Source organism: Stenotrophomonas sp. YIM B13575 (genome assembly GCF_042787595.1).
Lineage (GTDB): Bacteria > Pseudomonadota > Gammaproteobacteria > Xanthomonadales > Xanthomonadaceae > Stenotrophomonas > Stenotrophomonas lactitubi_B.
Genome location: NZ_JBHZOP010000016.1, coordinates 1 through 19,477, shown reverse-complemented (window position 1 = coordinate 19,477; position 19,477 = coordinate 1). Strand labels below are relative to the sequence as shown.

The 19,477-nt window shown below is 63.0% G+C and carries 30 protein-coding genes and 1 pseudogene; 1 reads left to right on the top strand and 30 read right to left on the bottom strand.

All coding sequences use genetic code 11. The features are described from left to right. Positions 1-169: 169 nt before the first annotated feature. Positions 170-1,561, bottom strand: a complete 1,392-nt coding sequence (locus ACFX4F_RS04095; protein WP_025879324.1) for a class II 3-deoxy-7-phosphoheptulonate synthase — start codon at positions 1,559-1,561, stop codon at positions 170-172. Positions 1,562-1,784: 223 nt separating this feature from the next. Between ACFX4F_RS04095 and ACFX4F_RS04090 the strand changes: the two genes are divergently transcribed. Next, positions 1,785-3,911: a TonB-dependent receptor gene (locus tag ACFX4F_RS04090; RefSeq protein ID WP_099819142.1), complete on the top strand. Its 2,127-nt coding sequence runs from the start codon at positions 1,785-1,787 to the stop codon at positions 3,909-3,911. Positions 3,912-4,042: 131 nt separating this feature from the next. Here ACFX4F_RS04090 and ACFX4F_RS04085 read toward each other — a convergent pair whose 3' ends face one another. The 29 genes and pseudogenes from ACFX4F_RS04085 to ACFX4F_RS03945 all read right to left on the bottom strand — a co-directional run. Next, positions 4,043-4,549 (bottom strand): disulfide bond formation protein B, encoded by a 507-nt coding sequence (locus ACFX4F_RS04085; RefSeq protein WP_089239011.1) that lies wholly within the window; start codon positions 4,547-4,549, stop codon positions 4,043-4,045. A gap of 193 nt (positions 4,550-4,742) precedes the next feature. Further along, positions 4,743-5,126 carry a 50S ribosomal protein L17 gene (gene rplQ / locus ACFX4F_RS04080; RefSeq protein WP_089239009.1) on the bottom strand — a complete coding sequence of 128 codons (384 nt, stop codon included), beginning with the start codon at positions 5,124-5,126 and terminating at the stop codon, positions 4,743-4,745. 197 nt (positions 5,127-5,323) lie between these two features. After that, positions 5,324-6,322 (bottom strand): DNA-directed RNA polymerase subunit alpha, encoded by a 999-nt coding sequence (locus ACFX4F_RS04075; protein WP_025879320.1) that lies wholly within the window; start codon positions 6,320-6,322, stop codon positions 5,324-5,326. Positions 6,323-6,377: 55 nt separating this feature from the next. Continuing rightward, complete coding sequence (gene rpsD / locus ACFX4F_RS04070) at positions 6,378-7,007, bottom strand: 30S ribosomal protein S4 (protein ID WP_025879319.1); 630 nt, start codon at positions 7,005-7,007, stop codon at positions 6,378-6,380. A 15-nt stretch (positions 7,008-7,022) separates the two neighbouring features. Continuing rightward, positions 7,023-7,412, bottom strand: coding sequence for a 30S ribosomal protein S11 (rpsK, locus tag ACFX4F_RS04065; protein ID WP_004145443.1), 390 nt, complete (start codon positions 7,410-7,412; stop codon positions 7,023-7,025). 11 nt (positions 7,413-7,423) lie between these two features. Next, the gene (rpsM, locus tag ACFX4F_RS04060) at positions 7,424-7,780 is read right to left on the bottom strand and encodes a 30S ribosomal protein S13 (protein ID WP_025879318.1); all 357 of its coding nucleotides are present in this window, start codon (positions 7,778-7,780) and stop codon (positions 7,424-7,426) included. 346 nt (positions 7,781-8,126) lie between these two features. Beyond that, on the bottom strand, positions 8,127-9,494 hold the full coding sequence (gene secY / locus ACFX4F_RS04055) for a preprotein translocase subunit SecY (protein ID WP_025879317.1): 1,368 nt from the start codon (positions 9,492-9,494) through the stop codon (positions 8,127-8,129). A 7-nt stretch (positions 9,495-9,501) separates the two neighbouring features. Continuing rightward, on the bottom strand, positions 9,502-9,945 hold the full coding sequence (gene rplO, locus ACFX4F_RS04050) for a 50S ribosomal protein L15 (RefSeq protein WP_089239007.1): 444 nt from the start codon (positions 9,943-9,945) through the stop codon (positions 9,502-9,504). A gap of 4 nt (positions 9,946-9,949) precedes the next feature. Then, a complete protein-coding gene (gene rpmD / locus ACFX4F_RS04045; RefSeq protein WP_038690275.1) occupies positions 9,950-10,141 on the bottom strand; it encodes a 50S ribosomal protein L30 in 192 nt (63 codons plus the stop codon). After that, complete coding sequence (gene rpsE / locus ACFX4F_RS04040; RefSeq protein WP_025879314.1) at positions 10,134-10,676, bottom strand: 30S ribosomal protein S5; 543 nt, start codon at positions 10,674-10,676, stop codon at positions 10,134-10,136. The genes rpmD and rpsE overlap by 8 nt, the downstream gene beginning before the upstream one ends. A 161-nt stretch (positions 10,677-10,837) precedes the next feature. After that, entirely contained in the window at positions 10,838-11,191 is a 354-nt protein-coding gene (rplR, locus tag ACFX4F_RS04035) for a 50S ribosomal protein L18 (RefSeq protein ID WP_099819141.1), read from the bottom strand. A gap of 86 nt (positions 11,192-11,277) precedes the next feature. After that, on the bottom strand, positions 11,278-11,802 hold the full coding sequence (gene rplF, locus ACFX4F_RS04030) for a 50S ribosomal protein L6 (RefSeq protein ID WP_099819140.1): 525 nt from the start codon (positions 11,800-11,802) through the stop codon (positions 11,278-11,280). A 17-nt stretch (positions 11,803-11,819) separates the two neighbouring features. Continuing rightward, the gene (gene rpsH, locus ACFX4F_RS04025) at positions 11,820-12,218 is read right to left on the bottom strand and encodes a 30S ribosomal protein S8 (protein WP_025879311.1); all 399 of its coding nucleotides are present in this window, start codon (positions 12,216-12,218) and stop codon (positions 11,820-11,822) included. A 231-nt stretch (positions 12,219-12,449) separates the two neighbouring features. Next, a complete protein-coding gene (gene rpsN / locus ACFX4F_RS04020) occupies positions 12,450-12,755 on the bottom strand; it encodes a 30S ribosomal protein S14 (RefSeq protein ID WP_032977438.1) in 306 nt (101 codons plus the stop codon). Between the two features lie 18 nt (positions 12,756-12,773). Then, positions 12,774-13,316: a 50S ribosomal protein L5 gene (gene rplE / locus ACFX4F_RS04015; RefSeq protein ID WP_025879309.1), complete on the bottom strand. Its 543-nt coding sequence runs from the start codon at positions 13,314-13,316 to the stop codon at positions 12,774-12,776. A gap of 11 nt (positions 13,317-13,327) precedes the next feature. Further along, positions 13,328-13,645, bottom strand: a complete 318-nt coding sequence (gene rplX / locus ACFX4F_RS04010) for a 50S ribosomal protein L24 (protein WP_025879308.1) — start codon at positions 13,643-13,645, stop codon at positions 13,328-13,330. Between the two features lie 16 nt (positions 13,646-13,661). Next, positions 13,662-14,030, bottom strand: coding sequence for a 50S ribosomal protein L14 (rplN, locus tag ACFX4F_RS04005; RefSeq protein ID WP_025879307.1), 369 nt, complete (start codon positions 14,028-14,030; stop codon positions 13,662-13,664). A gap of 12 nt (positions 14,031-14,042) precedes the next feature. Further along, a complete protein-coding gene (gene rpsQ / locus ACFX4F_RS04000; RefSeq protein ID WP_004145355.1) occupies positions 14,043-14,312 on the bottom strand; it encodes a 30S ribosomal protein S17 in 270 nt (89 codons plus the stop codon). An 11-nt stretch (positions 14,313-14,323) separates the two neighbouring features. Further along, positions 14,324-14,509, bottom strand: a complete 186-nt coding sequence (rpmC, locus tag ACFX4F_RS03995) for a 50S ribosomal protein L29 (protein ID WP_025879306.1) — start codon at positions 14,507-14,509, stop codon at positions 14,324-14,326. Continuing rightward, on the bottom strand, positions 14,509-14,922 hold the full coding sequence (rplP, locus tag ACFX4F_RS03990; protein WP_025879305.1) for a 50S ribosomal protein L16: 414 nt from the start codon (positions 14,920-14,922) through the stop codon (positions 14,509-14,511). The genes rpmC and rplP overlap by 1 nt, the downstream gene beginning before the upstream one ends. A 5-nt stretch (positions 14,923-14,927) precedes the next feature. Beyond that, complete coding sequence (gene rpsC, locus ACFX4F_RS03985) at positions 14,928-15,662, bottom strand: 30S ribosomal protein S3 (RefSeq protein WP_005415414.1); 735 nt, start codon at positions 15,660-15,662, stop codon at positions 14,928-14,930. A gap of 18 nt (positions 15,663-15,680) precedes the next feature. Then, positions 15,681-16,016, bottom strand: a complete 336-nt coding sequence (gene rplV, locus ACFX4F_RS03980) for a 50S ribosomal protein L22 (RefSeq protein WP_004145348.1) — start codon at positions 16,014-16,016, stop codon at positions 15,681-15,683. Between the two features lie 12 nt (positions 16,017-16,028). Then, positions 16,029-16,298 (bottom strand): 30S ribosomal protein S19, encoded by a 270-nt coding sequence (gene rpsS, locus ACFX4F_RS03975; protein WP_004145340.1) that lies wholly within the window; start codon positions 16,296-16,298, stop codon positions 16,029-16,031. Between the two features lie 6 nt (positions 16,299-16,304). Continuing rightward, positions 16,305-17,132, bottom strand: coding sequence for a 50S ribosomal protein L2 (rplB, locus tag ACFX4F_RS03970; RefSeq protein ID WP_099819139.1), 828 nt, complete (start codon positions 17,130-17,132; stop codon positions 16,305-16,307). 10 nt (positions 17,133-17,142) lie between these two features. Next, the gene (gene rplW, locus ACFX4F_RS03965) at positions 17,143-17,442 is read right to left on the bottom strand and encodes a 50S ribosomal protein L23 (RefSeq protein WP_025879303.1); all 300 of its coding nucleotides are present in this window, start codon (positions 17,440-17,442) and stop codon (positions 17,143-17,145) included. Further along, entirely contained in the window at positions 17,439-18,044 is a 606-nt protein-coding gene (gene rplD / locus ACFX4F_RS03960; protein ID WP_099819138.1) for a 50S ribosomal protein L4, read from the bottom strand. The genes rplW and rplD overlap by 4 nt, the downstream gene beginning before the upstream one ends. A gap of 12 nt (positions 18,045-18,056) precedes the next feature. Beyond that, a complete protein-coding gene (gene rplC / locus ACFX4F_RS03955) occupies positions 18,057-18,707 on the bottom strand; it encodes a 50S ribosomal protein L3 (protein WP_049470484.1) in 651 nt (216 codons plus the stop codon). 11 nt (positions 18,708-18,718) lie between these two features. Further along, on the bottom strand, positions 18,719-19,030 hold the full coding sequence (gene rpsJ / locus ACFX4F_RS03950; RefSeq protein ID WP_010341589.1) for a 30S ribosomal protein S10: 312 nt from the start codon (positions 19,028-19,030) through the stop codon (positions 18,719-18,721). 333 nt (positions 19,031-19,363) lie between these two features. Beyond that, positions 19,364-19,477, bottom strand: a pseudogene (locus tag ACFX4F_RS03945) (elongation factor Tu); the annotation flags it as partial.

Sequence of the window (19,477 nt, the reverse complement as noted above, 5' to 3'; positions counted from 1 at the left end):
GCGGTGTCGGAGTGCGGGGTGCCAGCCGCATGGATGCGGCTGCCAAGCCTACAGGGACGTACTTGCGGCGTCCCCGCACTCCGACACCGCCCCGCCAACCACGGAATCCTGCTGTTGCTGTTGCTGTTGATTCGGCAGGTGCAGGGCGCAGCCCTGCAGAAGCCAACCCTCAGCGCACCTGCTCCTGCTTGCGCACGATCGCCATCGCAATCTCCAGCGACTGCTCGTAGTTCAATCGCGGATCGACGGTCGAACGATACGCACGCTCCAGGTCACGCTCGGTCAACTCGCGCGCACCGCCGGTGCATTCGGTCACATCCTCACCGGTCAGCTCCAGATGCACGCCACCCAGACGCGTACCCGCAGCCGCGTGCAGGTCGAACGACATCTCGACCTCACCACGTACATTGTCGAAGCGCCGCGTCTTGAAGCCGTTGGCGGTGCTTTCGGTGTTGCCGTGCATCGCATCGCACACCCACAGCACCCGACGACCGTCGCGCTTGACCGCATCCAGCAACGGCGGCAGCTTCTGCGCGATCTGCGCCGCACCCATGCGGTGGATGAAGCTCAGGCGGCCCGGCTCGTCATCCGGATTGAGCACATCGATCAGGCGCAGCAGCTGGTCCGGCGTCACCGACGGGCCCACCTTGATCGCGATCGGATTGCGCACGCCACGCAGGTACTCCACGTGTGCGCCATCCAGCGCGGCGGTACGCATGCCGATCCACGGGTAGTGCGTGCTCAGGTTCAACCAGCCCTGCTGGCGCGGCACCTGCCGGGTCAGCGCCTGTTCGTAGGGCAACAGCAGCGCTTCATGCGAGGTGTAGAAATCGATGCGGTTGAGGTTGTGCACGCGGGCCCCGGCCAGGGTCTCCATGAAGTGCACGGCATCGCCGATCGAGGCGACCATCTTCTGGTACTCGGCGGCCAACGGCGAGTGGCTTACCCATTCCAGGTTCCAGTATTCGGGATGGTGCAGGTCGGCGAAGCCGCCATCGATCAGCGCACGCACGAAGTTCATCGTCATCGCCGAATGCGCGTGGGCCTGCAGCATCCGCTTCGGATCGGGCAGCCGCGCCGCCTCGGTGAAGGCCGGCGCATTGATGACATCGCCGCGGTAGCTGGGGAGGGTCACGCCGTCGCGGGTCTCGGTATCGGCCGAACGCGGCTTGGCGTACTGCCCCGCAAATCGGCCGACGCGGATCACCGGCTGACGCAGGCCGTGCACCAGCACCAGGCTCATCTGCAGCAGCACCTTCAAGCGGTTGGAAATCGTGCCCGATTCGCAGTCGCTGAAATTCTCCGCACAGTCGCCACCCTGCAACAGGAAACGCTTGCCCTCCTGGGCGTCGGCCAACTGCTGCTTCAGCGCCAGGATCTCCCATGAGGTCACCAGCGGCGGCAGCCGCTTCAACTCGTGCAGCGCCGCATCCAGTGCCACCGGATCGGGATAGGTCGGCATCTGCAGCGCGGTCTTGCCCCGCCAGCTCTCCGGTGACCAGGCAGCGCCAGCAGCGATGGCGGCAGGATCGGGGGCGGGCGGAACGGCGGACAGGCTCATCACGGACATCCGGGGGTGGGGGGCGGTCATGGTCGCAGAGCCAGCCGCTGGCGCAAAGGGCCAGGCACGGCCGCGACTGCCTGAACGGTGCGGAAAGGGGCCGCCTGATCGGCCAGAAACGGCATGGTCGCCGTCGCTGGACAGGCGCATGATCGGCACGCAGTTGTTACGGAATAACACTCTCTCATGGACCGGCCCCTTCCCTCTTCCCTGCCCATTTCCCATGAAGCCCTCCCTGCTCACCACCGCCATCACCTTCGCCCTGGTCCTGGCCAGCCAACCCGCGCTTGCCGCCGACACTGATGCCAGTGCGGCTGCGGTCAAGAATCTCGACGTGGTCACCGTCAGTGCCCAGCTCGACCAGGCCCGCAATGCCCTGTCCCCGGACATCGGCAGCAGCCAGTACCAGATCACCGCCGAGGACATCCAGAAGCAGCCGCTGGGCGCCTCCGCCCCGCTCAGCCAGGTGCTGCTGCAGGCCCCGGGCGTGGTCCAGGACTCCTACGGCGGCGTGCACGTGCGCGGCGACCACGCCAACCTGCAGTACCGCATCAACGGTGTCCTGCTGCCCGAATCGATCTCCGGCTTCGGCCAGACCCTGGATGCCCGCACCATCAAGAGCATCCGCCTGATGGACGGCGCCCTCCCGGCCCAGTTCGGTGAACGCACCGCTGCGGTGGTCGATATCACGACCCGCAGCGGTGCCGAGCTGGGCAACGGCGGCAGCGCCGGCATCACCGCCGGCTCGTTCGGCAAGGTCAACCCGAATGCCTCCTGGTGGGGCAACCAGGGCCGCTGGAGCTGGTTCCTGACCGGCAACTACGATCAGAACGAGATCGGGCTGGAGAACCCCACCAGCGCCCGCAAGCCGCAGCATGACGATACCCACCAAGGGAAGGCCTTTGCCGACCTGACCTATCTGGTCAACGACAGCACCCGCCTGAGCGTGTTCGCCGGCTTTGCCAACAACCGCTTCCAGATCCCGGTCAACCCGGGGCAGACCCCGCAGTTCGGTTACCTGGACACCACCACCTTCGATTCCAGCCAGCTGGACGAAACCCAACGCGAGACCACCCGCTTCGGCATGCTGGTGCTGCAGGGCACTCTGGGCCAGACCGCGTACCAGCTGTCGGCCGGCCAGCGCTACAGCGACGTGGCCTTCAACCCGGACATCGTCGGCGACCTGGTGTTCAGTGGCGTCGCCTCGCAGGTCCAGCGCAGCAACCGCGCCAACACCCTGCAGGCCGATTTCTCCACGCCGCTGGGCGACAACCACACCCTGCGTTATGGCCTGTATGGCAATTACGAACACGCCGCGGCCAACAACAGCAGTTGGGTCTTCCCGGTCGATGCCGATGGCCGGCAGACAAGCACCACGCCGCAGCTGATCCCGGACCGCAACGCCTTCCACGCCAGCACAGCCGCACTGTACGTGCAGGATGAGTGGCGGATAGGCGATGACTGGACCGTCAACTACGGCCTGCGCGGCGACCGCTTCAAGGCGTTCGGCCACACCGAGGGCCAGCTCAGCCCACGCCTGGGCGTGGTCTGGAATGCCAGCGACAGCACCACGGTGCATGCCGGCTACTCGCGCTACTTCACCCCGCCCGCCAGCGAACTGGTTGCCGGCAGCGATCTTGCCCTGTTCGACGGCACCAGCAACCAGCAACCCGCCGGTGGCAGCAACACGCCGTTGTCCGAGCGCAGTGACTACTACGACATCGGCGTGTCACAGCAGATCGGCGACCACCTCACCCTCGGCCTGGATGCCTACGACCGCCGCGTCTCGCGCTTGCAGGACGAAGGCCAGTTCGGCGCCGCCTACATCTATTCCACCTTCAATTATCGTCGCGGCCACATCCATGGCCTGGAGTTCAGCGCCGACTACAGCAACGGGCCGATCAGTGCGTACTTCAACGCCGCCTACAACAAGGCGATGGGCACCCAGGTCATCACCAGCCAGTACAACCTCGATCCGGATGCACTTGCCTACGTGCAGCAGAACTGGATCCATCTGGACCACGACCAGAAGCTGACCTCTTCCGGCGGTGTCAGCTACGCGTTCGCTGGCCATAACCGGGTGGGTGCGAACTACGTGTACGGCAGCGGCCTGCGTTCGGACATCGAGGGTGTGCCCAATGGCGGTGAGCTGCCGTCGTACCTGCAGGTCAATCTCAGCGCCGCGCATGACTTCAACGCCGACAGCGGTCATCCCCTGCATGTGCAGCTGGCCGTGCTCAACACGCTGGACCGCAGCTACCAGCTGCGCGATGGCGGCGGCATCGGCGTGTTCGCGCCGCAATGGGGACCGCGTCGCGGCGCCTATCTGAGCCTGCAGCAGGATTTCTGAGCGAAGGGGTCGGATCCTTTTCCGTAGGAAAGGGCTCTGACCCCGGAGCTCGCAGTAGAGCCACGCCATGCGTGGCTGCAAGCGGGGTCGTAGCCCTTTGCTCCGCAAGGGGATACGACCCCGTTTCGCTTTCAGCGCTTGACCTTGCGCAGCGACACAACCAGCGCCCACAGCGCCAGCAGCACGAACCACACACCCGACCACATCGGCATGGTCAGGCCGAGGAAGGTCCAGTCGATGTTGCCGCAGTTGCCGGTGCCGGTCAGCACGGTACGGAACACTTCCAGCGGCCCCATGGTCTCGCGCAGGAAGGCCAGCGGCGGGCCACAGGTCGCCCCCATCTCCGGCGGCAGCATCTGCACGTAGACGTGGCGAGCGGCGATGCCCACGCCCACGGCAGCGGCGATGAACGCGAGGATGCCGTAGGTCGCCCGTCCCGGACGGTTGGATGGCCCATGCAGGGCACCGATCAGGAACAGCAGGCCCAGGGCGACAAATGCCAGGCGCTGGAAGATGCACAGCGGACACGGCTCCAGCCCCATCTTCAACTGCAGGAAGATGGCGTAGCCCAGCAGGCCCGCGCAGATCAGGAAGCCCAGCAGGAACTGGGCGCGGAAAGGCCAGCGCAGAGGATTCATCGGCAACGCTCGTGTAGTACGGACCGCAAGCGTAACCGAGAGTGCGCGCCGTTCGAACCGCCACAACGTCGCGCCCGTCGGAACGGTGCGGGGTCGGATTCCTTTGCGGATGCAAAGGGCTCTGCCCCCGCAGAAACGGAAAAACCCGGCACGAGGCCGGGTTCTTCACCGAATGACGGGTGTCGCGCGTCGATTACTCTTCGACGGCTTCAGCCACGACCGGACGGTCAACCAGTTCGACGTAGGCCATCGGCGCATTGTCGCCGGCGCGGAAGCCGCACTTCAGCAGGCGCAGGTAGCCGCCCGGACGGGTCGCGTAGCGCGGGCCCAGGATGGTGAACAGGTTGCCGACGGCTTCGTTGTCGCGCAGGCGGGCGAAGGCCAGACGACGGTTGGCGACGGAGTCGACCTTGGCCAGGGTGATCAGCGGCTCGGCGACGCGGCGCAGTTCCTTGGCCTTCGGCAGGGTGGTCTTGATCAGCTCGTGCTTGAACAGCGAGGCGGCCATGTTCTTGAACATCGCTTCGCGGTGGGCGCTGGTACGGCTGAACTTACGGCCGGATTTCTGGTGACGCATGGTGATATTCCTTGGTTAATGATGTGGCTTTGCGGATCGTTGTCGCCTTCCTGGCGCTGCTGCTCGGACTGCGGTTGGTCCTGGCCATCCGTCCTGGACGACCTGCCCGCGAACCTTCGTTCGTCGTGGCGGTATTGCCTTGGTGCAATGGCCCCGTCGTTGCCGACGGGGCCATGCAGTCTTGCAGAAAGGCTGTATCAGCCCAGCATGCCGTGGCTGGCGACGCCGGCCGGCGGCCAGTTCTCCAGCTTCATGCCGAGCGACAGGCCACGCTGGGCCAGCACTTCCTTGATCTCGGTGAGCGACTTCTTACCCAGGTTCGGGGTCTTCAGCAGCTCGACTTCGGTCTTCTGGATCAGATCGCCGATGTAGTAGATGCTCTCGGCCTTCAGACAGTTGGCCGAACGCACGGTCAGCTCCAGATCGTCGATCGGGCGCAGCAGCACCGGATCCACGCCGTTGTTGGCCGGCTTCGCCGCACCGCGGTCGCGGTGGGTGAAGTCACCGAACACCGACAGCTGATCGCTGAGGATGTCGGCAGCGGTACGCACTGCTTCTTCGGCGTCGATGGTGCCGTTGGTCTCGATATCGATGACCAGCTTGTCCAGGTCGGTGCGCTGTTCGACACGAGCCGCTTCCACGGCATAGGCGACACGGCGGACCGGCGAGAACGAGGCATCCAGGACCAGGCGGCCGATGGCACGGGTTTCTTCGTCCGGACGACGACGCGCAGCAGCCGGCTGATAGCCGAAACCGCGCTCGATCTTCAGACGCATGTTCACTGCCGTATCCTTGGTCAGGTGGCAGATCACGTGGTCGCCGTTCAAGATCTCCACATTGTGGTCGACCTTGATGTCGGCAGCGGTGACAACGCCCGGACCCTGCTTGGACAGGGACAGAGTCGCGTTGTCGCCGGAGTGCATACGGATGGCCACGTCCTTAAGGTTCAGCAGGACTTCCAGCACGTCCTCCTGCAGACCTTCGACCGTGGTGTACTCATGCAACACGCCGTCGATTTCGACTTCCGTGATGGCGAAGCCCGGGATGGACGACAGCAGCACGCGACGCAGGGCATTACCCAGCGTATGCCCGTAACCCCGCTCCAAAGGTTCGATAACGACCTTTGCACGGGTGTCGGTAATGCGTTCGATCTGCGGACCGCGAGGACGCAGAACCTGGTTGGCGGTAACCGTCATGTTGCGGGTTCTCCTAGTGAACCCCCGGCCGTCGCCGGGGGCTCTCCAATGTGAATTACTTCGAATACAGCTCGACGATCAGCGCTTCGTTGATGTCTGCAGGCAGATCCGAACGATCCGGAACAGCCTTGAAGATGCCGGAGAACTTGCCGGAATCCACTTCAACCCACGACGGGCTCAGGTCATGCTGGGCGGCGACGGTCAGGGCTTCCTGGACGCGCAGCTGCTTGGCAGCCTTTTCAGACAGAGCGATGGCGTCGCCAGCCTTGACCTGGTACGAGGCCAGGTTGACCGACTTGCCATTCACGGTGACGCCGCGGTGCGACACCAGCTGACGGGCAGCCGGACGGGTCACGGCGAAGCCCATGCGGTAGACAACGTTGTCCAGGCGGGTTTCCAGCAGCTGCAGGAGGTTCTCGCCGGTGTTGCCCTTCTTGGTCGAGGCCTTCTTGTAGTAGTTGCGGAACTGACGCTCCAGCAGACCGTAGATACGCTTGACCTTCTGCTTTTCACGCAGCTGGGTAGCGTAGTCGGACAGCTTGCCCTTACGGGCAGTGGCGCCATGCTGGCCGGGCTTCTGCTCCAACTTGCACTTGGAGTCCAGCGCACGCGCCGGGCTCTTCAGGGACAGGTCGGCGCCTTCGCGACGGGCGAGCTTACAGGTAGGACCGATATAACGAGCCATTTCTTATCGCTCCCTTTAGACGCGACGCTTCTTCGGCGGACGGCACCCGTTGTGCGGGATAGGCGTCACGTCGATGATGTTGGTGATCTTGTAGCCGACGTTGTTCAACGAACGCACGGCCGACTCACGGCCCGGACCCGGACCCTTGATGCGGACTTCCAGCGACTTCACGCCGTAGTCCAGCGCAGCACGACCGGCCTTTTCGGCAGCCACCTGGGCTGCGAACGGGGTCGACTTGCGCGAACCGCGGAAGCCAGCGCCACCGGAGGTCGCCCACGACAGAGCGTTGCCCTGACGGTCGGTGATGGTCACGATGGTGTTGTTGAACGAAGCGTGGACGTGGGCAACGCCGTCGGTGACGACGCGCTTGATCTTCTTCTTGGTCTTAGCAGCAGGCTTAGCCATTTATATGTCCCTTACTTCCTGATCGCCTTGCGCGGGCCCTTGCGGGTGCGGGCGTTGGTACGGGTGCGCTGGCCACGCAGCGGCAGACCGCGACGGTGACGCAGGCCGCGGTAGCAGCCCAGGTCCATCAGGCGCTTGATCGCGATACCGATTTCACGGCGCAGATCGCCTTCCACGATGTACTTGCCGACTTCGGCGCGCAGGCGCTCGATTTCCGGCTCCGACAGATCGCGGATCTTGGTGGTCGAAGTGACGCCTGCGACTTCGCAGACCTTCTTCGAACGGGTACGGCCGATGCCGTAAATGCTTTGCAACCCGACCCAGACATGCTTCTGGGCTGGCAGGTTGACGCCTGCAATACGCGCCATGACGCGGTTCTCCAGCTGAGTGATGGCCGACAGCGCGCTCAAGGCACGCCGATCCGGCAGGATGGATCAAAAAAGTGAACCAGTGATACTAACAAGGTTCCGGTTTACTTGGAAGCCCGTGAAACCAGAGGTTTCATGAACCCGGCCCGGGGAGTGTGCCCAGGCTCCGGCGCCGGATGGGGTTGGACCTGGAGTTGCCTCCCGGGCCGCCCGCGCTACTCCAGCGCGGGACCACCTCATCGCACCCCCACCCGGAACCGCTGCGGGGGCCGCCCTTCGTTTGTGTGGCCAGAGTCCGCGAAGCGGAGGACCATCACGTCAGGAAGACGAAAGTATAACAGGCTAATCAGCCGCGAGCAAAACCACCGCGGTTGCCGCCCTTCAGGTTGGCCTTCTTCAGCAGGCTCTCGTACTGATGGGACATCAGGTGCGCCTGCACCTGGGCGATGAAGTCCATCACCACCACCACCACGATCAGCAGCGAAGTACCGCCGAAGTAGAACGAGGCATTCAACTGCGTGCGCATCAGTTCCGGCAGCAGGCAGACGATCACCAGGTAGGCCGAACCGGCCGCAGTCAGTCGGGTCAGCACGCCGTCGATGTAGTCGGCGGTGGCCTTGCCCGGACGGATGCCCGGAATCAGCGCGCCCGACTTCTTCAGGTTGTCGGCGGTTTCCTGCGAGTTGAACACCAGCGCGGTATAGAAGAACGCGAAACCGGTGATCAGCGCAGCGAACACGATCATGTGCAGCGGCTCGCCCGGGCCCAGGGCATTGGCGACCTTCTGCAGGGTCTGGCCAAAGGTGCTCTGGTTGGCAGCCTGGCCGGACCACATGGCCAGGGTGGCCGGGAAGGCCAGCAGGCTCGAGGCGAAGATCGCCGGGATGACGCCGGCCATGTTCAGCTTCAGCGGCAGGAACGAGGTCTGGTTCATGTACGCGTTGCGACCGCCCTGGCGGCGCGCGTAGTTCACCGTGATCCGGCGCTGGCCACGTTCGACGAACACCACAAAGAAGGTGAAGGCGAGCACGACGATGGCGATCAGCAGCAGCTGGATGAACTGGATGTTGCCGTCGCGGTAGGCGTCGAAGGTGTGGATGACCGCACCCGGCAGGCCCGCCACGATACCGGCGAAGATGATCAGCGAGACGCCGTTGCCGATGCCGCGCTCGGTGACCTGCTCACCGACCCACATCAGGAACATGGTGCCGGCGGTCAGTGCGACCACGGCAGTGAGCACGAAGCCCATGCCCGGCATGTACACGACCGGTGCGCCGGTCGGCGACACCTGGCCCTGCAGCGCCAGCGCGATCGAACCGCCCTGCACTACTGCGAGCAGCACGGCACCGATGCGCGAATACTGGGTGATCTTGCGGCGGCCGGACTCACCTTCCTTCTGCATCGCCTTCAAGGCGGGGAAGATGTGCACGGCCAGCTGCATCACGATCGATGCCGAGATGTACGGCATCACGTTCAGCGCGAAAATGCTGAAACGGTGCAGGGCGCCGCCCGAGAACATGTTGAACATGTCCACGATGCCGCCGCCCTGCTGTTGCATCATGGCAAGCATGGCATCGGGATTGACGCCCGGCACCGGCACGTAGCAGCCGATGCGATAGACGATCAAAGCCCCGACGACGAACAGCAAACGTTGGCGAAGTTCAGTGAACTTGCCCATTCCGCCCGCGAGGTTACCGATGCCAGCTTGCGCCATGATTCTCTTACTCCGTTACGCTGCCGCCGGCAGCTTCGATCGCAGCCTTGGCACCAGCCGTGGCAGCAACACCCTTCAGGGTGAACGCCTTGGTCACTTCGCCCTTGACGACGACCTTGGCCTTCTTGGCAGTGCTCGGGACCAGCTTGGCAGCACGCAGGGCAGCGAAGTCGATCTCGCCGGCCGGCAGCTTGTCCAGCTGGTACAGCAGCACTTCAGCGGTGTCCTTGGCGATCGGCGAACGGAAGCCGATCTTCGGCAGACGACGCTGCATGGGGGTCTGGCCGCCTTCGAAGCCAGCCTTGATCTTGCCGCCACCCTTACGGGCGAACGAACCCTTGTGGCCGCGGCCGCAGGTCTTGCCCAGGCCGGAACCGATACCGCGACCGACGCGGGTACGTTCCTTGCGGGCGCCCGGTGCCGGGCTCAATTCATTCAGATGCATGGTCATTGGATTATTCCTCAACCTTGACGAGGTAGTGGACCTTGTTGATCAGGCCGCGAACCTGCGGGCTGTCCTTCAGTTCACGCACATCGTTCAGCTTGCCCAGACCCAGCGCACGAACCGACAGGCGATGACGCGCCTGGGCACCACGCAGGCCGCGAACCAGACGGACCTTGACGGTCTTGGTGGTGTCATTAGCCATGGTTGAGATCCTCCACCTTCTTGCCGCGCTTGGCCGCGATACGAGCCGGCGACTGCGCTGCAGTCAGGCCCTTCACGGTGGCACGCACCAGGTTGATCGGGTTGCGCGAACCGGTGGCCTTGGCCAGCACGTTCTTCACGCCCACTGCTTCCAGGACGGCGCGCATGGCACCACCGGCAATGACGCCGGTACCTTCGGAAGCCGGCTGCATGAACACGCGCGCTGCGCCGTGACCATCCTTGATGGTGTGCCACAGGGTGCCGTTGTTCAGATCGACGGTGACCTGGTTCTTGCGAGCCTGCTCCATCGACTTCTGGATGGCGACCGGCACTTCGCGGGCCTTGCCATAACCGAAACCGACCTTGCCTTCGCCGTCGCCGACAACAGTCAGGGCGGTGAAGGTGAACTGACGGCCACCCTTGACGGTCTTGCTGACGCGGTTGACCGCGACCAGCTTTTCGATCATGCCGTCGTCGACTTTCTCTTCGCGGTTACGGTCGCGATCGCGACCCCGCTGCTGACGTTCTTCTGCCATGTTTATTCCTTGGTTGTTGGGTTATGTACGGCTCGAGGCCGCTTATGGTTGTGGAGTGGTGCGTTGTTGCGGTGGGCCGCTGCAGAAGAGCGGCGCCGCCCAGCCTCACTCAGGCTGGCGAGCAGGCGGACATGGGGGCCGGAGCCCCCTGCCCTGATCCCTTAGAACTGCAGGCCGGCTTCGCGGGCAGCGTCAGCCAGGGCCTTGATGCGGCCGTGGTAACGGTAACCCGAACGATCAAAGGCAACCTTCTCGACGCCGGCGGCCTTGGCGCGCTCAGCGACGATGCGGCCAACCTTGGCGGCGGCATCAGCGTTCTTGCCGTTCTTCAGGCCTTCCTTGACGTCGGCCTGGGTGGTGTTGGCAGCAGCCAGCACCTTCGAGCCGTCAGCGGTGAAGACCTGTGCGTACAGGTGCTGGCCGGTGCGCAGCACCGACAGGCGGGCAACACCGAGCACACGGATGTGGGCACGGGTCGACTTGGCGCGACGCAGGCGGGCGATGTTCTTGTTCATGATGTGTTTTCCTTGAAAGCTGAAGGTTGGGCTTTTCCCTGGAAAGTCCGCACATGGATGTACGGGCTCTTGCGAGGGACTCGCGCTTATGCCTTCTTGGCTTCCTTACGGATGATGACTTCGTCGGAGTACTTCACGCCCTTGCCCTTGTACGGCTCCGGCTTGCGGAACGCACGGATCTTGGCGGCAGCTTCACCGACGGCCTGCTTGTCAGCGCCCTGCACCAGGATTTCGGTCTGGGTCGGGGTGGTGATGGTGATGCCTTCCGGCGCCACGAACACGATCGGGTGCGAGTAGCCCAGCGACAGGCTGAGGTCCTTGCCCTGCATCGCAGCACGGTAACCCACGCCGACCAGCTCCAGCTTGCGCTCGAAGCCTTCGGAAACACCCTTGACCATGTTGGACAGGATGGCGCGGACGGTACCGGTCAGCGGGATCAGGTCCACGTTGTCGGTGCTCAGGGTGGCAACGCCGTTTTCGACATTGATGTTGATACCAGCCGGCTTGGCCAGCGACAGGGTGCCCTTCGGGCCCTTGGCGATGACGTTGTCGTTCTGGATGTTCAGTTCAACCTTACCCAGGTCGATCGGCTTCTTGGCTACACGGGACATGGTCTACTCCTTTCGCCTTAGGCCACGAAGCACAGGACTTCGCCGCCGACGCCCAACTGGCGCGCCTGCGCATCAGTCATGATGCCCTTGGAAGTGGAAATGATGGAAATGCCCAGGCCGTTCATGACCTTCGGCAGTTCGCTCTTGCCGCGGTACTGGCGCAGGCCCGAACGCGAGAAGCGCTTCAGGGTCGCGATGACCGGCTTGCCTTCGAAATACTTCAGCACGATTTCCAGCTCGGACTTGTTGTTCTCGAGCGCGGTCACGCGCAGGTCGGCGATGTAACCCTCGTCCTTCAGGACCTGGGCGATCGCAACCTTGATCTTGGACGACGGGGCTTTCACCGTCTGCTTGCCAACCGCTGCCGCATTCTTGATGCGGACCAGCAGGTCGGCGATGGGATCAGTCATGCTCATATGAGTACCTTTGAGTGCACCGATATCCGCTTTCGCGAAAATCTGTTGTCTCCTGGAAACGGGCCAGGCCCCCTCCCCTACGCGTTGCGCAGAGCAAGACGCGGGAGTATACGCCAAAAGAGCCCGACTTGCGTCGGGCTCTTCGGTTTTTTACAGAGGGAAAGCTGAACACTCCCCCTCCCCGGCGGCGAGGGCCCCCGAAGGCGCCCTCGCTGGCAGGACCGGCTGGTATTACCAGCTGGCCTTGCGCAGGCCCGGAACGTCGCCACGCATGGTGGCTTCACGCAGCTTGTTGCGACCCAGGCCGAACTTGCTGTACACGCCACGCGGGCGGCCAGACAGTTCGCAACGGTTGCGGTGGCGGCTCGGCGACGAATCGCGCGGCAGCTTCGACAACTTGGTGGCGGCCTCGATCTTCTCTTCGTAGCTCGCGTCCGGGGAGGACACGATCTTCTTCAGAGCAGCACGCTTGACAGCGAACTTTTCAGCCAGCTTCTTCCGCTTGATGTCGCGGTTGACCATGGAGGTCTTTGCCATTTCGGTTTCCTCGACGAATCAGTTACGGAACGGGAACTTGAACGCTGCCAGCAGCGCCTTCGCTTCCGCGTCGGTCTTCGCAGTGGTGGTGATGGCGATATCCATACCGCGGATCGCGTCGACAGCGTCGAAGTCGATTTCCGGGAAGATGATCTGCTCCTTCACACCCATGTTGAAGTTGCCGCGACCGTCGAAGGAACGACCGGAAACACCACGGAAGTCGCGCACGCGCGGCAGCGAGATGTTGATCAGGCGGTCCAGGAACTCGTACATCTTGTGGCGACGCAGCGTGGTCTTGCAGCCGATCGGCCAACCATCACGGATCTTGAACGATGCCACCGAGATACGCGACTTGGTGACGATCGGCTTCTGGCCCGAGATCTTGGTCATGTCGCCAACGGCGTTTTCCAGGATCTTCTTGTTGGTGGCCGCTTCGCCGACACCCATGTTCAGGGTGACTTTGACCAGCTTCGGCACCTGCATGGAATTGGTGTAACCGAACTGCTTCATCAGCGCCGGCACCACTTCTTCCTTGTAAAACTTTTCGAGACGGGAAGTCATCTTCTCATTCCTCAGGCGTCGAGCGCCTCACCGCTGGAGCGGAACACACGCAGTTTGCGTCCATCCTCCAGCACCTTGAAGCCAACGCGCTCGCCCTTGCCCGAAGCCGGGTTCAGCACATTCACGTTGGAGATATGGATCGACGCTTCACGCTCGACCACGCCGCCGGCAACACCTGCCTGCGGGTTCGGCTTGGTGTGGCGCTTGACGATGTTCACGTTGGCGACGACCAGACGGTCGCCATCGACGCGGACGACTTCGCCCTGCTTACCCTTGTCCTTGCCGGCGTTGACGACAACCTGGTCGCCCTTCTTGATACGGTTAGCCATGATTATCTCCTGTCGCTCACAGCACTTCGGGAGCGAGCGAGACGATCTTCATGAACTTCTCCGAACGAAGTTCACGAGTCACCGGCCCGAAGATACGGGTCCCGATCGGCTCCTGCTTGTTGTTAAGCAGAACGGCAGCATTGCCGTCGAAGCGGATCAGCGAGCCGTCGGCGCGACGCACACCCTTGCGGGTACGCACCACGACAGCGTCATACACTTCACCCTTCTTGACCTTGCCGCGCGGAATCGCATCCTTCACGGTGACCTTGATGATGTCGCCGATGCCGGCGTAACGGCGCTTGGAACCACCCAGCACCTTGAAGCACATCACTCGCTTGGCACCAGAATTGTCGGCGACGTCAAGGTAGCTCTGCATCTGGATCATGATTCAGACTCCTTATTCAGCCGCACGCGTGATGACTTCCACCACGCGCCAGTTCTTGGTCTTGGACATCGGAGCAATCTCGGTCACGCGGACGACATCGCCTTCCTTGCAGGCGTTGTCGGCATCGTGGGCGTGCAGCTTCGTCGAGCGCTTGATGTACTTGCCGTACAGTGCGTGCTTGACCTGACGCTCGACCAGGACGGTAACCGTCTTGTCCATCTTGTTGCTGACGACACGGCCTTCGACCGTGCGCAGCGCTTTGTTTTCAGTATTGTCGCTCATAGCGGCCATCCTTACTTCGTGCTGCCGAGCAGGGTCTTGACGCGAGCAATTTCGCGACGCACCCGGCGGATGTCGTGTGTCTTCGGCAGCTGGCCGGTGACCTGCTGCATACGGACAGAGAACTGTTCCTTACGCAGGTCGATCAGGTGGGCCTTGAGGTCGTCAGCCGACTTTTCACGGAGAGTTTTGATATCCATCAGCGCACCGTCCGGGTCACGAAAGTGGTGGTGACCGAGAGCTTGGCAGCGGCCAGGCGGAACGCCTCGCGTGCCACTTCCTCGGTAACACCCTCGATTTCATAGATCATGCGGCCGGGCTGGATCTGGGCCACCCAGTATTCCACGTTGCCCTTACCCGAACCCATTCGAACTTCGATGGGCTTCTTGGTGATGGGCTTGTCGGGGAACACTCGGATCCACATCTTGCCGCCGCGCTTCACGTAGCGGCTGATCGAACGGCGAGCCGCTTCGATCTGACGCGCGGTCAGCTGACCGTGGGCGGTTGCCTTCAGGCCGTACTCGCCAAAGCTGACAGCGTTTGCGCTCCAGCTGAGGCCTTCGTTACGGCCCTTGTGCACCTTGCGGTACTTGGTTCGCTTGGGTTGCAACATTGTCGTTACCTCGCTTCACGAGCCGGGCGCTGACGGTCACCGCGGTCGCCGCGATCATGACGATCGTTGCGCGACGGGGTGTCGTCCTGCTTTTCCTGGCCAACCTGGGAGAAATCGAAGACCTCGCCCTTGTAGATCCAGACCTTGATGCCGATGATGCCGTAGGTCGTCTTGGCTTCAGCGAAGCCATAGTCGATGTCGGCACGCAGCGTGTGCAGCGGCACGCGGCCTTCGCGGTACCACTCCGAACGGGCGATTTCTGCACCGTTGAGGCGGCCACCGACGTTGACCTTGATGCCCAGGGCACCGAGGCGCATCGCGTTGCCGACCGAGCGCTTCATTGCACGGCGGAACATGATGCGACGCTCCAGCTGCTGCGCGATCGATTCGGCAACCAGCTGTGCGTCCAGCTCGGGCTTGCGCACTTCGGTGACGTTGATGTGCGCCGGGACGCCCATCATCTCGCTCACTTCCTTGCGCAGCTTCTCGATGTCCTCACCGCGCTTGCCGATCACCACGCCCGGACGGGCGGTGTGGATCGTCACGCGAGCGGTCTTGGCCGGACGCTCGATCAGGATCTTGCTGATGCCGGCCTGAGCCAGCTTCTTGCGCAGCATGTCGCGCACTTTCAGGTCGGCTGCCAGGTAACCAGCGAACTCGGCCTTGTTGGCGTACCACTTGGAGTTCCAGTCCTTGGAAATGCCGAGGCGGATACCAATCGGATGAACTTTATGACCCATGGTCTTTTCCTTATCCGCTTACTTGGCGGCGCCCACAACCACAGTGATGTGGCTGGTGCGCTTGAGGATGCGGGTACCGCGGCCTTTCGCCCGCGCCATGAAACGCTTCAGGGTCGGACCTTCATCTACCATGATGGTCTGAACCTTCAGCTCGTCGACGTCGGCGCCCTGGTTGTTCTCGGCATTTGCAATAGCCGACTCCACCACCTTCTTGATCAGGTGGGCAGCCTTCTTGTCCGAGAACTTCAGCAGGTTGACGGCACGCTCGGCCGGCAGACCGCGCACCTGGTCAGCGACCAGACGTGCCTTCTGCGGGGAGATGCGCGCGGTGCGCAGGATGGCTTTCGCTTCCATTGTCATCTCTCCTTACTTGCCCGACTTCTTGTCACCACCGTGACCCTTGAAGGTCCGGGTGATGGCAAATTCGCCGAGCTTGTGGCCGACCATGTTCTCGTTGACGAGAACCGGGATGTGGTTCTTGCCGTTATGCACGGCAATGGTGACGCCTACCATGTCAGGCAGGATCATCGAACGACGCGACCAGGTCTTGATCGGACGCTTGCTACCCGCAGCGGCAGCCACCTTAGCAACCAGGTGGTGATCGACAAACGGGCCCTTCTTGAGTGAACGTGCCATGGTCGATTAGCCCCTACGATCGCGGACGATGAACTGCTGAGTGCGCTTGTTATGGCGCGTCTTGTAACCCTTGGTCGGAACACCCCACGGGGTGACCGGATGCGGGTTACCCTGGCCGGCCTTCGCCTCACCACCACCGTGCGGGTGGTCAACCGGGTTCATGGCAGCACCACGAACGGTCGGGCGGACGCCGCGCCAGCGCTTGGCACCGGCCTTGCCCAGCTTTTCCAGGCTGTGCTCGTCGTTGCCGACTTCGCCGATGGTCGCGCAGCACTCGACCGGAACCTTGCGCATTTCACCCGAGCGCAGGCGCAGGGTGGCGTAGATGCCTTCACGAGCAACCAGCTGCACGGCAGCACCTGCAGCGCGGGCGATCTGAGCGCCCTTGCCCGGCTTCAGCTCGATGCAGTGGATGGTGGTACCGACCGGGATGTTGCGCAGCGGCAGGGTGTTGCCCGCCTTGATCGGAGCATCCGAACCAGCGATCACCTGATCACCAGCCTTCAGACCCTTCGGGGCGATGATGTAGCGGCGCTCGCCGTCGACGTAGCACAGCAGGGCGATGTGGGCGGTGCGGTTCGGATCGTATTCGATGCGTTCCACGCGCGCCGGGATGCCCAGCTTGTTGCGCTTGAAGTCAATCAGGCGGTAGTGCTGCTTGTGGCCACCACCGACGTGACGCACGGTGATGCGGCCGTGGTGGTTGCGACCACCCGAACGGCTCTGCGACTCGACCAGCGGGGCATGCGGAGCGCCCTTGTACAGGTCGGGAGTAACCACGCGCACGGCCGAACGGCGGCCGGGAGAAGTGGGCTTGAATTTCATCAATGGCATGGGATGTACCTCAGGCCTTGGCCGTTACATCGATCGACTGGCCGTCGGCCAGGCGAACGTACGCCTTGCGCCAATCGCCGCGGCGGCCAGCACGGTTACGGAAGGACTTGTTCTTGCCCTTGACGTTGACCACGTTGACTGCTTCGACCTTGACGTCGAACAGCTGCTCAACCGCGGCCTTTACATCGGCCTTGGTGGCTTCGTTCGAAATTTCGAAGACGTACTGATTGGAGAGTTCCTGCAGGCGCGCGGTCTTTTCGGAGACACGCGGGGCGAGCAGCACGCTGAAGATTTTTTCGTTGCTGTTCATGCCAGCCACTCCTCGACCTTCTTGACCGCGTCAGCGGTGATGACGACCGTGTCGGCACCGACCAGCGACACCGGATCCAGGCCCTGGACGTCACGCACTTCCACGTAGGGAATGTTGCGGGCCGACAGGTACAGGTGCTCGGAGGCTTCTTCAGTGACGATCAGCGGGCGCTTGCCCACTTCCAGGCCGGCCAGCTTGGCGATCAGACCCTTCGTGTTGGTCGCTTCGACATCGAAGGACTCCACGATGGTCAGACGGCCCTGACGGTTCAGCTCGGACAGGATCGCGCACATGGCGGCACGGTACTGCTTACGATTGACCTTCTGCTCGAAGCTGCGCGGCTTTGCCGCGAAGGTGACACCGCCGCCGACGAAGATCGGAGCCGTCAGTGCGCCATGACGCGCGCCGCCGCCCTTCTGCTTCTTCGACTTCTTGGTGGTACCTGCCACTTCGGAGCGAGTCTTCTGCGCCTTGGTGCCGGCGCGACCGGCGTTGCGGTAAGCAACGACAACCTGGTGAACCAGATCTTCGCTGAAATCGCGACCGAACACGGCGTCGGAGACCGAGACCTTGTTATTGCTACCCGTGATAACGAGTTCCATCGTCATCTCTCCTTATGCCTTGCTCGCCGGACGGACGATCACGTCGCCACCCGCCGCGCCCGGAACGGCGCCGCGAACTGCGATCAGACCGCGCTCGACGTCGACCTTGACAACTTCCAGGTTCTGGGTGCTCTGCTGCACCGAACCCATGTGACCGGACATCTTCTTGCCCGGGAACACGCGGCCGGGCGTCTGGCGCTGACCCAGCGAACCCGGCGCGCGATGCGACAGCGAGTTGCCGTGGGTAGCGTCACCCATGCGGAAGTTGTAGCGCTTGATGGTGCCCTGGAAGCCCTTACCCTTGGTGACACCCTGGACGTCGACGATCTGGCCGACTTCAAAGATGTCCGCCTTGACTTCGCCACCAACGGCGAAATCGCCGAGCTGGGCGTCTTCAACGCGGAATTCCCACAGGCCACGGCCCGCTTCCACCTTCGCCTTGGCGAAGTGGCCGGCTTCCGGCTTGTTGACCAAGGCAGCGCGACGCGCGCCGACGGTCACCTGCACGGCGCTGTAGCCGTCAGCTTCGACGGTCTTGATCTGCGCGATGCGGTTGGGGGTTGCTTCGATCAGGGTCACCGGGATGGAACGGCCATCTTCGGTGAACACGCGGCTCATGCCAGCCTTGCGGCCCACGAAGCCCAACGAATATTTCTTCGTCATGGTCGTAGTCCTCAGGTCAGCTTGATCTGAACGTCGACGCCGGCAGCCAGTTCGAGCTTCATCAGCGCGTCCACGGTCTTGTCATTCGGGTCAACGATATCGAGCACGCGCTTGTGCGTGCGGGTCTCGTACTGGTCACGCGCGTCCTTGTCGACGTGCGGGGAGACGAGGATGGTGTAACGCTCGATCTTGGTCGGCAGCGGGATCGGGCCACGCACTTGCGCGCCGGTCCGCTTCGCCGTCTCAACGATCTCGCTGGCCGAACGGTCGATCAGACGATGATCGAACGCTTTCAGCCGGATCCGGATCTTTTGGTCCGCCATGGCGGTAGGTTCCTTCGATAAAAGAGCGACAGACAAAGCCTCTGGGTTGCTTTGCCCCATGAAATCCCTGAATACAGACGGCCCGCATTCCCGCAGGCCGACAAGGTCAATCCGTAGACCCCAAAAGCATAGGCAGACCCGTGAAACCGGCCTGCCCAGACGGAGAAGCATAATGGCACGCAAGGCAGCTGTCAACAGTCTCCTGTTGACGCCGCCTGAATGGCATTGACCCTTCCTGGTCCGGGGAACACAAGGCACATCCTGTGCCTACTTTCCCGTTTGATACGCCCCGATGCCCTACCCAGGCAACATCGGGGCGCAGAGTCTAACAGATTACTCGAGGATGGTGGCAACCACGCCAGCACCGACGGTACGGCCACCTTCGCGGATCGCGAAGCGCAGGCCGGCGTCCATGGCGACCGGGTTGATCAGGGTGACAACCATCTT